This is a genomic window from uncultured Limimaricola sp., from assembly GCF_964022235.1.
In the GTDB taxonomy this organism is placed as follows: Bacteria; Pseudomonadota; Alphaproteobacteria; order Rhodobacterales; family Rhodobacteraceae; genus Limimaricola.
Genome location: NZ_CAXHZL010000004.1, coordinates 252717 through 267288 on the forward strand (window position 1 = coordinate 252717; position 14572 = coordinate 267288).

At 66.9% G+C, this 14572-nt stretch carries 9 protein-coding genes and 1 riboswitch; of the genes, 5 read left to right on the top strand and 4 right to left on the bottom strand.

What is annotated here, in order from left to right:
• Window positions 1-69: 69 nt before the first annotated feature.
• Window positions 70-199: riboswitch (TPP riboswitch) on the bottom strand.
• Window positions 200-229: 30 nt separating this feature from the next.
• The 4 genes from malQ to AADJ02_RS07970 form a co-directional block, all read right to left on the bottom strand.
• On the bottom strand, window positions 230-2044 hold the full coding sequence (gene malQ, locus AADJ02_RS07955) for a 4-alpha-glucanotransferase (RefSeq protein ID WP_341212457.1): 1815 nt from the start codon (window positions 2042-2044) through the stop codon (window positions 230-232).
• Window positions 2045-2124: 80 nt separating this feature from the next.
• Window positions 2125-4347 (bottom strand): 1,4-alpha-glucan branching protein GlgB, encoded by a 2223-nt coding sequence (gene glgB, locus AADJ02_RS07960; protein WP_341212458.1) that lies wholly within the window; start codon window positions 4345-4347, stop codon window positions 2125-2127.
• Window positions 4344-7625: a maltose alpha-D-glucosyltransferase gene (gene treS, locus AADJ02_RS07965; protein WP_341212459.1), complete on the bottom strand. Its 3282-nt coding sequence runs from the start codon at window positions 7623-7625 to the stop codon at window positions 4344-4346. Before treS ends, glgB begins: the two co-directional genes overlap by 4 nt.
• Complete coding sequence (locus AADJ02_RS07970; RefSeq protein WP_341212476.1) at window positions 7625-9595, bottom strand: alpha-1,4-glucan--maltose-1-phosphate maltosyltransferase; 1971 nt, start codon at window positions 9593-9595, stop codon at window positions 7625-7627. Before AADJ02_RS07970 ends, treS begins: the two co-directional genes overlap by 1 nt.
• 258 nt (window positions 9596-9853) lie before the next feature.
• Between AADJ02_RS07970 and AADJ02_RS07975 the strand changes: the two genes are divergently transcribed.
• From AADJ02_RS07975 to AADJ02_RS07995, 5 genes are all read left to right on the top strand, one after another.
• On the top strand, window positions 9854-10765 hold the full coding sequence (locus AADJ02_RS07975) for an ABC transporter substrate-binding protein (protein ID WP_341212460.1): 912 nt from the start codon (window positions 9854-9856) through the stop codon (window positions 10763-10765).
• Between the two features lie 19 nt (window positions 10766-10784).
• Window positions 10785-11933 (top strand): ABC transporter permease, encoded by a 1149-nt coding sequence (locus AADJ02_RS07980; RefSeq protein WP_341212461.1) that lies wholly within the window; start codon window positions 10785-10787, stop codon window positions 11931-11933.
• The gene (locus AADJ02_RS07985) at window positions 11930-12877 is read left to right on the top strand and encodes an ABC transporter ATP-binding protein (RefSeq protein ID WP_341212462.1); all 948 of its coding nucleotides are present in this window, start codon (window positions 11930-11932) and stop codon (window positions 12875-12877) included. The genes AADJ02_RS07980 and AADJ02_RS07985 overlap by 4 nt, the downstream gene beginning before the upstream one ends.
• Window positions 12874-13602 (top strand): ABC transporter permease, encoded by a 729-nt coding sequence (locus AADJ02_RS07990; RefSeq protein ID WP_341212463.1) that lies wholly within the window; start codon window positions 12874-12876, stop codon window positions 13600-13602. Before AADJ02_RS07985 ends, AADJ02_RS07990 begins: the two co-directional genes overlap by 4 nt.
• Before the next feature lie 157 nt (window positions 13603-13759).
• The gene (locus tag AADJ02_RS07995) at window positions 13760-14335 is read left to right on the top strand and encodes a L,D-transpeptidase (protein ID WP_341212464.1); all 576 of its coding nucleotides are present in this window, start codon (window positions 13760-13762) and stop codon (window positions 14333-14335) included.
• Window positions 14336-14572: the final 237 nt, after the last annotated feature.

Genomic DNA, 14572 nt, shown 5'->3' on the forward strand with positions numbered 1-14572 from the left:
TCGGCGGTGACGATCCAGAACGACAGCGGGGGTGGAGAAGCGGTGATGGAAAGGGAGTCGCCCCAAAAGCCCAGCAGCCGCGCACCGTCCCTACGCCAGTATGAACTGGATCAGGTTCGAAGGGTCTGCGCGCGCGTGGGCCATAGCGGCCTCGCCAGCGATATCTCAGCCCCTTGCCGGGGCCCCCCTGGTGAAGTGCGGCCACCCTGCCGTCGCGGCAGGGCGGGTGTCAAGCGCCGCGCGGACGCGTCTTGCGCATCATCGCCGTCACCGCCCGAAAATCGGGGTGGCTGGCGATGTCGGACACCTCCAGCGGCGCACGCGGCCGCCAGTTGGGATAGTCGTCCACCGTGCCGGGCATGTTGGTTGGCGCCTTGGGGCCCACCATGTCGGCCAGCCGCACACCGACGAGGGCAGCGCGGGTGCGCGCGAGATAGCGGTAGGCCGCGACCAGCACCTCGCGCGGCATCTCCTTCTGGCGCGGCAGGCGGCCACGCAGCGCGCCTGCGCGGCGCATCGCATCGAGCAGGGCACGGCGCTCGCGGGCGCGGTCCTTGGCATGGGCGTCGCTGTCCTCCTCGCCCACGAGACCGAGCTTGCGGCGCAGCGCGATGTCTTCGCCCGCCCACCAGCGCTCAAGCACCGGCAGGTCGTGGGTCGACAGACAGGCCAGCGCGGTGGGGCGGTATTCCTCGGGGCGCTTGAAGCGATCGCCGTCCTTTTCGAAGTAGAGGATCGAGTAGGACAGGATGTTGGCCGCCTGCATCGCCTCGCGAAAACCCGGCGGCACGAAGCCCAAGTCCTCACCAATCACCACCGCCTCGCGCGCGCGGCTCTCTTGTGCCAGCACGCGCAGCAGGTCCGAGAAGGGAAAGCGCAGATGCGCGCCGGCGCTGGCGGGTTCGCCATCCGGGATCAGGAACAGCTGCCACAGCGCCATCGCGTGATCGATGCGCAATGCGCCCGCATGGGCCAGCTGCGCCGCGATCATGTCGCGGAAGGGAGCGTAGTCGTATTTGCGCAAGCCCCCGGGCGAGAAGGCCGACAAACCCCAGTATTGGCCATCGGCCGCGAAGACATCGGGGGGGGCGCCGACCGACAGACCGATCATCTGCGTCTCGCCGCCACCCCAGCTTGCCGAGCCGTCGGGGGCCTCGCCCACCGCAAGGTCGAGGTAGAGGCCGATACGCATGCCCGCCTCCATGGCGCAGGCCATGGCGGTGTCGAGCTGACGCGTGGCCTGCCATTGCTGCCAGAGATGAAACTGGACCTCGGTCGCGTTCTCATCGGCAAAATCGGTGACCTCTTTGCTTTCGACCTCGCGCAATGCCTCGGGCCAGCCGTGCCAGCCCGATCCATTCCCTTCGGCCACCATGGCAAGCGACAGCGCCTCGAACAGCGCGTGGCGGCGTAGCGGCTCGCCGCCTTGGCTCACGAAGGCGTCGAAGGCGGCCTCGTCACCGTCGAAGGGCTGTCGCGCGAAGGCCGCGCGCAGGGCCTTGAGCTTGGCGGGCACCACCGCGTCGTAATCGACAAGGTCGCCCGCGCGAAGCGCCGCCCCGTCGATGTCGCCCGCGTCGTGACCGGCCAGATCGTCGAGCGCGATGTAAACCGGGCTGAGAAAGCTGCGGGTCGAGGGGAAGAAGGGGCTGCGCCGCGTCGGATCGCCGAGGAACAGCGCGTGCAGCGGGTTGACCCCTAGGAAATCCGCACCGGCCCGGCCCGCAATGCGCGCCATGTCCGACAGGTCGCGGAAGTCGCCGATGCCGTGATTGCGCGCCGAGCGCAACTCATAGAGCTGACAGAACATGCCCCAGCCGGGTGCGTCATCGAGCCAACCGGGCAGGTGGCACACGCCGTCTTCGGGCACCACCATCTCCTGCGGCGCGGCCGCGCCGCTTGCCGGGGCGTCGGGATCGACGCCGATCTTGCGCAGGATCAGGCGCAGCGTCGCCTCCGGTACTGGGCGCGTGCCATCGCCGTGCGGGTCGTCGTATTCGGTGGTGATCCCGTGGTGACGGCAGAGATCGGCAAGGTCGGTCATGCGGGCTCCATGGAAAAAGGGCCGGGACAGCGCCCGGCCCGTGGTCATCGATCAGGCCGGATGTCCCGGCCCGACCTGTCTCAGCGGTTGGGAACGAGGATCATCGTGGCCAAGGGCGGCAGCCGCAGCGACAGCGACACCGAGCGCCCGTGGCATTCCTCCTGACGGCTTTCGATCCGGCCCGTGTTGACCACGCCAGAGCCTCCGTAAGCCTCGTCGTCGGTGTTCAGAAGCTCGACCCAGTCGCCGCCTTCTGGCACGCCGATGCGGTAATCCTCGCGCACCACCGGTGTCATGTTGGAGATGATCAGCGCCGGGCGCGTGCCGCTGTCAGCCTTGCGCAGGAAGGCAAAGATCGAGCGTTGGTCATCAGCACCGTCGATCCATTCGAACCCCGCCGGGTCGCAGTCGAGCGCATGTAGCGCCTTCTCGTCGCGGTAGAGCTTGTTGAGGTCGCGCACGAGGCTCTGGGTGCCCTTGTGCTTGTCATCCTCGAGCAGGTGCCAGTCGAGCGAGAGGTCGTGGTTCCACTCCCGCTCCTGTCCGAACTCGCAGCCCATGAACAAAAGCTTCTTGCCCGGATGCGTCCACATGAAGCCCAAGTAGGCGCGCAGGTTCGCGAACTTCTGCCAGCGGTCGCCGGGCATCTTGTTGAGCAGCGATCCCTTGCCGTGCACCACCTCGTCGTGGCTGATCGGCAGCACGAAGTTCTCGGACCACGCGTAGTGGATCGAGAAGGTCATCTGGTGGTGGTTGTACTTGCGGTAGACCGGATCGTTCTGGATGTAGCTCAGGCTGTCGTGCATCCAGCCCATGTTCCACTTGAAGTCGAAGCCCAGACCGCCGCTTTCCACGGGGCGGCTGACCCCCGGAAAGGCGGTGCTTTCCTCGGCGATGGTTCCGGCCCCCGGCGTGCGGGCCGCCACCTGCGTGTTGGTGCCTTTCAGGAACTCGATCGCGTCGAGGTTCTCACGCCCACCGTACTGGTTGGGGATCCATTCGCCTTCGTTGCGCGAATAGTCGAGATAGAGCATCGAGGCGACCGCATCCACGCGCAGCGCGTCGATGTGGTATTTGTCGAGCCAGAAGGTGCCCGAGCAGCGCAGGAAGTTCGCCACTTCGTTGCGCCCGAAGTTGTAGATCAGAGTGTTCCAGTCCTGATGGAAGCCCTGTCGCGGGTCGGCATGCTCGTAAAGCGCCGTGCCGTCGAAATTGGCGAGGCCATGCGCGTCCGAGGGGAAATGCGCGGGCACCCAGTCGACGATGACGCCGATCCCGGCTTGATGAAGCCGGTCGACCATCGAGGCGAACTGCTCGGGCGTGCCATGGCGCGAGGTCGGCGCGAAGAGACCCACGGGCTGGTAGCCCCACGATCCGGTGAAGGGGTGCTCCGAGACCGGCATAAACTCCACATGGGTGAAGTTCATCTCGGTGACGTAGTCGACCAGAAGCTCGCCGATGGTGTCGTAGTCGAGCACCTCGCCCTCGGCGCCGCGCCGCCAGCTTCCCAGATGCACCTCGTAGATCGAGATCGGCTGGTTGTGCAGCGGCGTCTTGGCGCGGTTCTCCATCCACTCGCTGTCCTGCCACGCATGGCGGTGCATGCCGTGCACGATTGAGCCGGTGGCAGGGGGCTGCTCCTGGCGGAACGACATCGGATCGGCCTTGAGCGGCTGCAGATCGCCATGCGCGCCGACGATCTCGAACTTGTAGAGATCGCCGATGGCGAGACCGGGCACGAACAACTCCCACAGACCCGCGCCAAAGCGGCGGCGCAGCGGATGACGGCGGCCGTCCCAGGCGTTGAAGTGCCCCACGACGCTGACGCGGCGCGCGTTGGGGGCCCAGACCGCGAAGCATACGCCCTCAACGCCCTCATGGCTGATCGGATGCGCGCCGAGACGCTTCCAGATTTCCTCGTGGCGGCCTTCGGCGACGAGGTATTCGTCCATTTCGCCCAAGACCGGCGTGAAGCGGTAGGGGTCGTCGCGCTCCCACTCGTGCGCGCCTGCCTTCATGCGCAGACGGTATGGCGTGCCGAATTCGAAACCCTCCGGCAGTTCGCCCCAGAACACGCCTTCGGGGTTCACGCGGCTGAGCGGCGCGATCTGCGTCCCCTCTGGCGTGATCGCCACCACCTCGGCGGCGTCTGGGGCAAAGACGGTGAGCCCCATCACGCCGGCTTCGGTCTTGTGCGGCCCGAGCAGTTCGAACGGGTCGCCCATGCGGCCGCGGATGATCGCTTCGACGCGGGAGGCATCGGGGGCCGATGCGGGCCGGGTGTCGCTCGCGTTGGTCGTCATTGGGTATCCTTTTCGTCGATCAGGTCGAGCAGGCCGCTCAGGGGAATGTCCACCCATGCGGGGCGGCTGGCAAGCTCGTAACCCACTTCGTACACAGCTTTCTGGATCAGGAAGAGGTCCAGAAGTGCCGCGGCAAATCCCTTGTCGGTAGGGTGCGCCGGACTGCCGTCGATCACCTCGTCGTAGGCGGCCATGAAATCGCGCACGGCGCCGCGGTGCCAGTCGCGGATCAGCGTTTCGGCCTCCTCTCCGTCGGTGCCCGAGCTTTCGGCCCAGCGCAGCGCCGATTGCGCGGCATAGTCGAGCGAGCGCAGCATGCCCGCCACGTCGCGCAGAGCCGAGGACTTGGCGCGGCGCTCCGCGAGCGTGCGGCGCGGCTCGCCCTCGAAGTCGATGATCACCACGTCGTTCTGCGCCATGAGCACCTGACCCAGATGGTAATCGCCGTGGATGCGGGTGCGCTGCCCCGAGGGCGTCATCCGCGACACCGCATCGATCCGCGCGATCAGCGTGTCACGCCGATCAAGGATCTGGCGCGCATGGTCGGCGGCGCGTCCGGGCAGGCCGGTCATGCCCTTGAGTCGATCGAGCGTCGCCACTGTCTCGACCCGCACCTCGTCGCAGAGCGCTGCAAGATCGGCAGCCGTCATCGGCTCGGCTGCGAAGGCCGCGTCGTCTGTCGGATGCGCCAGCGCGCGGTGCATACCGGCGGTACGCTGGCCCAAAGCCTCGGCGATGCCCAGAACCGGCAGATAGGGCGGGGCTTCGTCCTCGGTTCCGGTGGCCGCGTCCTGCAGATGCCGATCCAGCGCGTTGGTCAGCGCGCCCCAAGCATCGCCCTGATTGGCGACATAGGCGAAGGCCGCACCAAGCGAGGTCGCCTCCGCGTCGTCGGGACGCAGCGCGATCTCGCCCAGGAAGGCGGGCGTGCCGTCGAAGCCCGCGACATCGGTGAGGAAGCGAGCCACCTCGATATCGGGCTGGATCCCTTCACGCAGGCGGCGGTAGACCTTGAGCACCACCTTGTCGGAGAAGGCGACCGTGGCGTTGGACTGCTCGACATTGAGCAGCCGTGGCTCGCCCGGTTCCTCGATCTCGGCCATCGCGGCGCTGGGCGTGAAGACGAGACGCCCGCGCGGGGTGTCGGTCTCGTAGCCATCACGCAGCGCAGCGAGTAGCTCGCCCATCAGCGTCTCGTCGGCGGTGCCGTCGATCAGCCCGCCGACATTGGGGCCCTTGCGCAGCTTGGCCATGGTATAGCCCAAGGTGGCCGAGCCGAACGACACGCTGTCTTCGCCCCAGACCGAGGCCAGCGGCAGCAGGTAATGCTGCGTCTCGCCGCCGACCTCCACGTCGATCAGGCCCAGCGCACCGTTGCCGCCGATCTCGGCCAGAGGCTCGATGCCGACGCGGGTGATGCGCGCGTCCTTGGCGGCGAACCAGCGCTGGAGGGGCAGGAACTTGGGCAGCACGTCGGTGCCCAAGAGCCGCCCGTCGCGGCCCGAAATGGCCGAGGAGACGCGACCGTCGCGGGTGGTCAGCGTTACAAATTCCGGCAGGATCTGCTGCGGCGCGGTGTGCCAAGCGGGGGCCTGATCCTCGTCGGCCAGCAGGAACCAATAGAATCCATAGCTCGGTAGGGTGATGAGGTAAGGCAGGGCTCCGATCGGTGGAAAGGCCGAATGGCCGGTCAGCTCGATCGGCACGCGGCCCTGATAGGCCGAGAGGTCGATCTCGACCGCCTGCGCCGCCCGCCCCAGGTTGGCCACGCAGAGCACGCTTTCGCCCTCATGCTCGCGGATATAGGCGAGCACGCGGCGGTTGCTGGGATAGAGCAGCTTCATCTCGCCGCGCCCGAACACCGTGTGGTTCGAGCGGACCTGCACCATGCGGCGCATCCAGTTCAGCAGCGACGACGGGTCCTTGGATTGGCTTTCGACGTTGAGCGCCTGAAAGCCATAGATCGAATCCTGGATCGTCGGCAGGTAGAGCCGCTGCGGATCGGCCTGGCTGAAGCCTGCGTTGCGGTCGGGCGACCACTGCATCGGCGTGCGCACGCCGTCGCGGTCGCCCAAGTAGATGTTGTCGCCCATGCCGATTTCGTCGCCGTAATAGAGGATCGGCGTTCCGGGCATCGACATCAGCAACGAGTTCAGAAGCTCGATCTTGCGCCGGTCGTTCTGCATGAGCGGCGCGAGCCGGCGGCGGATGCCCATGTTAATCCGCGCGCGCTTGTCGCTCGCATAGGTGTCCCAGAGGTAATCGCGCTCCTTGTCGGTCACCATCTCGAGCGTCAGCTCATCGTGGTTGCGCAGGAAGATCGCCCATTGGCAGTCGTCCGGGATGTCAGGCGTCTGGCGGATGATGTCGGTGATCGGGTGCCGGTCCTCCTGCGCCACCGCCATGTACATGCGCGGCATCAGCGGGAAGTGGAAACCCATATGGCATTCGTCGCCATCGCCGAAATAGGGGCGGGTGTCCTCGGGCCACTGGTTGGCCTCGGCGAGAAGCATCTTGTCCGGGTAATGCTTGTCGAGATCGGCGCGGATCGCCTTCAGCACGTCATGCGTCTCGGGCAGGTTCTCGTTATTGGTGCCGTCGCGTTCCACGAGATAGGGGATCGCGTCGAGCCGCAGACCGTCCACGCCCATGTCGAGCCAGAAGTGCATGACGCGCAGCACCTCTTTCAGAACCTCCGGGTTGTCGAAGTTCAGATCGGGCTGGTGGCTGAAAAAGCGATGCCAGAAATACTGCCCGGCCACCGGGTCCCAGGTCCAGTTCGATGGCTCAGTGTCGGTGAAGATGATCCGTGTCTCGGACCATTTGTCATCGGTGTCCGACCAGACGTAGAAGTCGCGCTCGGGGCTGCCCGCGGGCGCTTGGCGCGCGCGCTGGAACCACTCGTGCTGGTCCGAGGTGTGGTTGATGACCAGTTCGGTGATCACCCGCAACCCGCGCTTGTGGGCCTCGGCCACGAAGGCGCGGAACTGGTCCATGTCGCCGTATTGCGGATTGATCTCGGTGTATTCCTGAATGTCGTAACCATCGTCGCGCAGCGGCGAGGGGTAGAAGGGCAAAAGCCAGATCGCGGTCGCGCCAAGTTCCTGCACGTGGTCGAGCCGGCTCATCAGCCCGGCGAAATCGCCCATGCCGTCGCCGTTGCTGTCCTGATAGGCCTTGACGTGGAGCTGGTAGATGACCGCGTCCTTGTACCAGTCGCGCTGGTTGTTATCGATCGCGTCCGTCTGGGCGGCGGGGGTGGTTGCGTGGTCTTCCATCAGTCTCTTGCTCCTCCCGGCGGGATCAATCGCCAGATCGCGTAGGGCCGGGTCTCGGGATCGAGCGTCAGCCGATGTTCCTTGCCGTGCCAGGTGAAGTGGTTGCCCTGCACGACGTCCTGCACCTCAAGCGAGGCCTCGTCCGGTAGGCCGAACCGCCACAGCGGCAGATCGAAGGCGAACTCGCGCCCCGCATGGGGATCGAGCAGCACGTGAAACAGCAGGTAGCTGTCGGAGGCCTTGTCGAAGCGACCGTAGCACAGCACTGCGTCGTCATAGGCGTCGAAGAATTCGAGGTTGGTGAAATCGCGCATCGCCGCATGTTTGCGGCGGACGGCGTTCATCAGGCGGATGTCGTCCTTGATATGGCCTTCGCGGTCGAAGTCCCAATCGCGGATCTCGTATTTCTCGCTGTCGAGATACTCCTCCTTGCCCGGCAGGGGTCGCCCCTCGCAGATCTCGAATCCGTTGTAGACGCCGTAGTTGCCCGCAAGCGTTGCCGCTAGGACGAGGCGGATGCGGTGGCTGGCGCGGCCCGAGTCCTGCAAGAAATGCGGGTTGATGTCGGGCGTGTTGACGAAGAAGTTCGGCCGCATGTAGTGGCGGCATTCCTCGGTCGTGAGCTCGGTCAGATACTCGGTCAGTTCGGCCTTGGTGTTGCGCCAAGTGAAATAGCTGTAGCTCTGGTTATAGCCGAGCTTGGCCAGCCGCTTCATCATCTTGGGCCGAGTGAAGGCCTCCGAGAGGAACACCGCACCGGGGTGGCGGGCGCGCACCTCGTCGATGATCCATTCCCAGAAGGGGAACGGCTTGGTGTGTGGGTTGTCGACGCGGAAACACAGCACACCGTGGTCGGCCCAGTAGAGGAACATGTCGCGCACCGCCTCCCAGAAGGCGGCGTTGGGGCGTCCGTCTTCGAGGTAATAGCGGAAGTTGACGATGTCCTCGTATTTCTTGGGCGGGTTCTCGGCATAGGCGATCGAGCCGTCGGGCCGCCATTCGAACCAGTCGGGATGCTGCTTGATCCACGGATGGTCGGGCGAGGCGTTGAGCGCGATGTCGAGCGCGATCTCGAGCCCATGGCCGCGCGCTTCGCGCACCAAAGCGTCGAAATCCTCGATGGTGCCGAGCTCGGAGTGGATCGCCGTGTGACCGCCCTCATCCGAGCCGATGGCATAGGGCGAGCCCACGTCGTCGGGTCCGGGGGTCAGCGTGTTGTTGCGACCCTTGCGGTTGGTGCGCCCGATCGGGTGGATCGGGGTGAAATAGAGCACGTCGAAGCCCAGATCCTGCACGTAAGGGAGCCGGTCGATCACGTCGCGAAACGTGCCATGACGCAGCCCCGGCGCGGCGGACCGCGGGAACATCTCGTACCACGCCGAAAAGGCCGCCGCCTCGCGGTCGGCAAAGACGGCCAGATCGCGCTCGTAGCGGGTGAGACCATAGCGGCGACCGTTACGCAGCATCACCACCAGCGCGTCTTCGTTCATCAGGATGCCCAAGCGCTCTTCGGTGCTGCCATGGTTTGTGGCGTGCACGAGGCTTTCGAGCGCGGCGCGGCCTTCCCCCTCGGGGGCGTGATCGCGGGAGTTGGCGACGAGGCGGTGGCCCATCTCGGCCTCCACGTCGACATTGAGCCCCGCCTCGACCTTCTTGGCCGTGTCCTTGCGCCAGCCGAGGAAGTCGTCCTTCCAGCCGATCAGCGTATAGCGATAGAGTGCGTTCTCGGGCGGGGTGAAACGCCCCTCCCACCGGTCGTTGACCAGAAACTCCATCGGGGTTTCGTGGATCTCATCGGACCCCTGCCGCCACCACAAAAGGGCGGCGCGGATCGTGTCGTGCCCTTCACCGAAAATATTGGCCTGCACCGTAAAGGGGCGTCCCGCCACGCATTTCGCGGCAAACCGTCCGCCATCGATTTCGGGGTCGATCCCTTCGATACAGATGCGCGATGCGGCCAGAACCTGCATCTCGCGCGCGCTGCCTTCGACAGCGTGGCCCGTCTCGGCCGGGCGCAGCCTTTCGTCATGCATGAACCAAGGTCCCTCTTCTTGGTTGTGTTCGCAAGGTCAACCGCGCCGCGCGTCCCTTGTTCCGGGCCGGGGGCAGGATCGCGGCCGGGTCTCGATGTTTTCTCTTGATGCGTGGCGAGGCGCGCCTACCCTAGCGGGGCGTCGCTGCCGCAAGGCGCGGAAGTGGCCGGTTTCATTTGCACAAAGGGCTCCGCCATGCGCTCCACCCCGTTTTTCGCCGTCACCCTCGCCACCGCGCTGGGCGCGGGCACCATCCTCTCGGCCGAGGTCGTCGTCGGCTCCAAGATCGACACCGAGGGCGCGCTCTTGGGCAACATGATCAAGCTGGTGCTCGAAGACGCGGGGCTGGAGGTCGAAGATCGCATCGGCCTCGGGGCCACGCCGATCGTGCGTCAGGCGATCACCGGCGGCGAGATCGACCTTTATCCCGAATACACCGGCAACGGCGCCTTCTTCTTCGATCAGGCGGATTCGGACGTGTGGCGCGACGCGCAAAAGGGCTTTGACGAGGTGTCGCGCCTCGACGCCGAGGCCAACGACATCGTCTGGCTCACGCCTGCGCCCGCCAACAACACATGGGCCATCGCGCTGCGCGCAGAGCTGGCCGAGGAGAACGGCCTCGAGACCATGTCCGACATGGGGCGCTATATCTCCGAAGGCGGCACGGTGACGCTGGCGGCCAGCTCGGAGTTCGTGAACTCCGATGCGGCTCTGCCCGCGTTTCAGGAGGCCTACGGCTTCGAGCTTCCCAATGATCAATTGGTGATCCTGTCGGGCGGTGACACGGCGGCGACGATCCGTGCGGCGGCCGAGCAGATCGACGGGGCCAACGCGGCGATGGTCTATGGCACCGACGGTGCGATCTCCGAGGTCGGCCTCAAGGTGATGGAAGACGACAAGTCGGTGCAACCGGTCTATGAACCCGCCCCGATCATCCGCCGCGAGGCGCTCGAAGAGAACCCCGAGATCGAGGAGCTGTTGAAGCCGGTGTTCGAAGGGCTCGACCTCGAGACGCTGCAATCGCTCAACGCCCGCATCCAGCTTGGCGGCGAGAATGCGGCAGACGTGGCGCGCGATCACCTGACGCAGGCGGGGCTGCTCGACTGATCGGTCGAGGCGGACGAAGATGAAGCAAGCGTCCCGGCGGGCGGCGGCGGTCTATGCGCTGCCCGCGCTCGCCGGTCTGGCGCTGCTGCCGTTTCTGGATTTTCGCGCCAATCGCATCGTCAGCGGCGACGGCGTCATGCTCTGGGCCCCCGAGATCGGATCGCCCGGGGGGGCGGCGGCGCTTGCCGCGTTGATCCTCGGGACTGTCGTGATCGGCGCGCAGGCCGCGCGTTTCGCGTTGGCGCTCGCGGCGCTTGCGCTGCTGCTGTGGCTCGCCGGGCAGGGCGGCACCGCGCTCTCGGCGGAGGCGCCGCAGTTCGCGCGGGTTTCATTGGGTGGCGGGTTCTGGATCGCGGCGGCCTTCTCGGCGCTCGCCGCCGCCGACGCGGCCGCCCGCCTGTCCTTGGGGGCTTTGGCCCGGATCGCGGCGCTGGCGCTGCCGGCGCTGGGCTTCGGGCTGGCGCTGCGTGCGGGGCTGTTCGACGAGCTGTCGATCCTGCGCGAATACACCGCTAACCGCGATGTCTTCGACGCCGCGCTGGGCGGGCATTTGCGGCTGGTGTTGGGCAGCCTGATTCCGGCGCTCCTGATCGGCCTGCCGCTGGGCTGGCTGTGCTTCGTGGGACCGCGCGCCCGCGCGGCGATCCTGCCGGTGCTCAACCTGCTTCAGACCACGCCGAGCATCGCGATGTTCGGCCTGCTCATGGTGCCCTTGGGCGCGCTGTCGCGCGCGGTGCCCACCTTGCGCGACTGGGGCGTGGGCGGCATCGGCGCGGCTCCGGCCATCGTAGCGCTGGCGCTCTACGCGCTGCTGCCGATCGTCGCCAACACCTATGCCGGTCTTACGGGCGTGCCCGAGACGATGCGCGACGCAGGAAGGGGCATGGGCATGTCACGCGCGCGGCTCTTGGCGCGGGTCGAGCTGCCGCTCGCCGCGCCGGTGATCCTGACGGGCATCCGCATCGTGGTGGTGCAGAACATCGGCCTCGCCGCGGTCGCGGCGCTGATCGGCGGCGGCGGCTTTGGCACGCTGGTGTTTCGCGGCATGGGGCAGGCGGCGATGGATCTCGTGCTCCTTGGCACGCTGCCGATCGTGGCCTTGGCAATCCTGGCGAGCCTGATGTTCGACGCCATCATCGAGACGACAAGACGGGGAGGGGCGCGATGATACGGGTCACCGGGCTGACCAAGCGGTTTGACGGGGCCACCGCCGTCGACAGCCTCGACTTCGAGGTTGAGCGCGGCGAGGTGCTGGCGCTCGTCGGCACCTCGGGCTGCGGCAAATCGACGACGCTGCGCATGCTCAACCGCCTGATCGAGCCGGACGAGGGCCGCATCGAGATCGACGGGCGCGACGCGCGCGAGGTTTCGCCCGACGCGTTGCGGCGCGGCATCGGCTACGTGATCCAAGGGGTCGGGCTGTTCCCGCATTGGACCGTGGCGCAGAACATCGGCACCGTGCCGCGCCTGCTGCGCTGGGACAGGGCGCGGGTGCGGGCGCGGGTCGAGGAACTGCTCGAGCTGTTCGGGCTCGACCCGGCGGATTACGCCGACAAATACCCCTCCGAGCTGTCGGGCGGCCAGCAGCAGCGCGTCGGAGTCGCCCGCGCCATGGCGGCCGAGCCCGCGATGCTCCTGATGGACGAACCCTTTGGCGCGCTTGACCCGGTGACGCGCGGCCGCCTGCAGGACGAATTCACCGCGATCCGGCACAGGCGCGGCATCACCGCGATCCTCGTGACGCATGACATGGATGAGGCGTTCCGCCTCGCTGACCGGATCGCGGTGATGGACGCGGGCAAGATCCTGCAGATCGATACACCCGAGCGGCTGCTGCGCGGCCCGCGCGAAGGATTCGTGCGTCAGTTCGTCGGTCTCGACGACCGGGCCTTGCGGATTTTGTCGCTGCATCTCGTGTCCGAACTGGCGCGCCCTGCCGCCGATGCCCCGGCCCCGGCGCAATGGGTCGCCCCCGGCGACACGCTGCGAGAGGCGGCGTCCCGGCTGATCTGGGAGACGGGCGACAGCCTCGCCGTGGTCGAAGACGGTCGCGTGACCGGAGAGGTCCGTGCCGCAGATATCTGGCGCATCGGCGCGAGGGGCGGGGTTTGAGCCGCGCCGCGATCGCCCTCACGGCCGCGCTGGCCCTGTTCGTGACGCTGGTGCTTTGGCCGGGGCTGATGACGCCGCTGCTGCGGCTCGTGGCCGAACCGGGGCAGGCGCTGCTTTACGACCGCCAACCGATCGGCGTGCTTGTGGCATGGCATCTCGCGCTGGTCGGGGCGGCGGGCGTCGTCGCCTCCCTGGCGGGGGTGGCTTTGGGGGTGCTGGTGACGCGCTCGGGCGGGGCCGAATTCATGACGTTAGCGCGCATGGCCTCGAACCTTGGCCAGACCTTTCCGCCCATCGCGGTGCTCGCGGTCGCCGTGCCTCTCCTGGGCTTCGGCTTCGAGCCCACGTTTCTGGCGCTCTGTGCCTATGGGCTGCTGCCAGTGTTCGAAAACACCGTCGCGGGGCTGCACGGCGTGCCTGCACCGGTGCGCGAGGCGGCGCGCGGTATGGGTCTGGCCGGGCCCGCGCGGCTCTGGCGGGTCGAACTGCCGCTTGCCGCACCGGTAATCCTGACCGGGCTGCGGCTCTCGACCGTGGTGAACATCGGCACCGCCACCATCGGCAGCACCGTCGGTGCGGTCGGCCTAGGCGAGGTGATCATCGCCGGTCTTCAGTCTGGCAACACCGCCTTCGTGCTGCAGGGCGCGCTTCTCGTGGCGCTGATGGCGATCTGCGCCGATCTAGCGCTGCGGCAACTCGAGCGGAGCCTGTCCCGCACGGGCTGACGCGGGGTTGATGTCCGAGAGGTTGTCTCAGGGCTGGGTCCGTGCCAGATCATGTGCAAAGGGGCGGTGCGGCCACTCGGCCACCCGCCCCGCAAATTTGCATGGTTGCAGGAACTCCGACCCGGTCCTGCCGATTTGCTTGCCGGAGGCACTGAACATGATTGACAGACGATACTTCCTCGCATCGGGCGCGGCCTTGGGCATTTTCGGCGGCCAGGCCATGGCGCATGAGACCGGCGGCGCAGCGCAGCTCCCCGAAAAGTACCAGCCACGGATCGTGCCGATCCCCGCGACCATGAAGCCCGGCGAGATCCATGTCGACCCGAACCGCTTCGCACTCTACTGGACGATGCCGGGTGGCGAAGCGATGCGCTATTCGGTCGGCGTCGGACGCGAGGGTCTCTACGAGACGGGCGTGTTCCGCATCGGCGCCAAGAAGGAATGGCCAAGCTGGACGCCGACGCCCGACATGATCAAGCGTGAGCCCGAGAAGTACAAGCAGTACGAGGACGGCATGGAAGGCGGCCCCGAGAACCCCTTGGGGGCCCGTGCGCTCTATCTCTTTGAGGGGACGCGCGACACCTATCTGCGGATCCACGGCACCAACGCGCCCTCCACCATCGGCACCGCCGTCTCGAACGGCTGCGCCAGGCTGGTGAACGATCACATCATCGACTTCTATCCCAAGGTGCCGATGGAGACGAAAGTGTTCCTCTACCCCAAGCTCGCCTGACCATCGGCGACGCGCGGCATCGACGCCCCGGCCCCATGGCCGGGGCGTTCGCATGTCCGGGGCAGGAGAGGGGGCAGGGGAGGGGGCAAGAAAATCGCCCGAACGCGAAAAAACCTCTTGCGCCCTCGGTTCCCTCGCCGTAAAAGGCCCCTCACCGGCGACGCAGAGATGCAGCGTTGGTTAGAAATTCCGAAGGGGACGAGGCGGCGCGCCGGACGTTAGGGCGCGGTTGTTTGG

What these genes read in the sequence shown, in the direction of transcription:
- malQ (WP_341212457.1), bottom strand. Translation starts at nt 2,044, where the DNA reads ATGACCGACCTTGCCGATCTCTGCCGTCACCACGGGATCACCACCGAA.
- glgB (WP_341212458.1), bottom strand. Translation starts at nt 4,347, where the DNA reads ATGACGACCAACGCGAGCGACACCCGGCCCGCATCGGCCCCCGATGCC.
- treS (WP_341212459.1), bottom strand. Translation starts at nt 7,625, where the DNA reads ATGGAAGACCACGCAACCACCCCCGCCGCCCAGACGGACGCGATCGAT.
- AADJ02_RS07970 (WP_341212476.1), bottom strand. Translation starts at nt 9,595, where the DNA reads ATGCAGGTTCTGGCCGCATCGCGCATCTGTATCGAAGGGATCGACCCC.
- AADJ02_RS07975 (WP_341212460.1), top strand. Translation starts at nt 9,854, where the DNA reads ATGCGCTCCACCCCGTTTTTCGCCGTCACCCTCGCCACCGCGCTGGGC.
- AADJ02_RS07980 (WP_341212461.1), top strand. Translation starts at nt 10,785, where the DNA reads ATGAAGCAAGCGTCCCGGCGGGCGGCGGCGGTCTATGCGCTGCCCGCG.
- AADJ02_RS07985 (WP_341212462.1), top strand. Translation starts at nt 11,930, where the DNA reads ATGATACGGGTCACCGGGCTGACCAAGCGGTTTGACGGGGCCACCGCC.
- AADJ02_RS07995 (WP_341212464.1), top strand. Translation starts at nt 13,760, where the DNA reads ATGATTGACAGACGATACTTCCTCGCATCGGGCGCGGCCTTGGGCATT.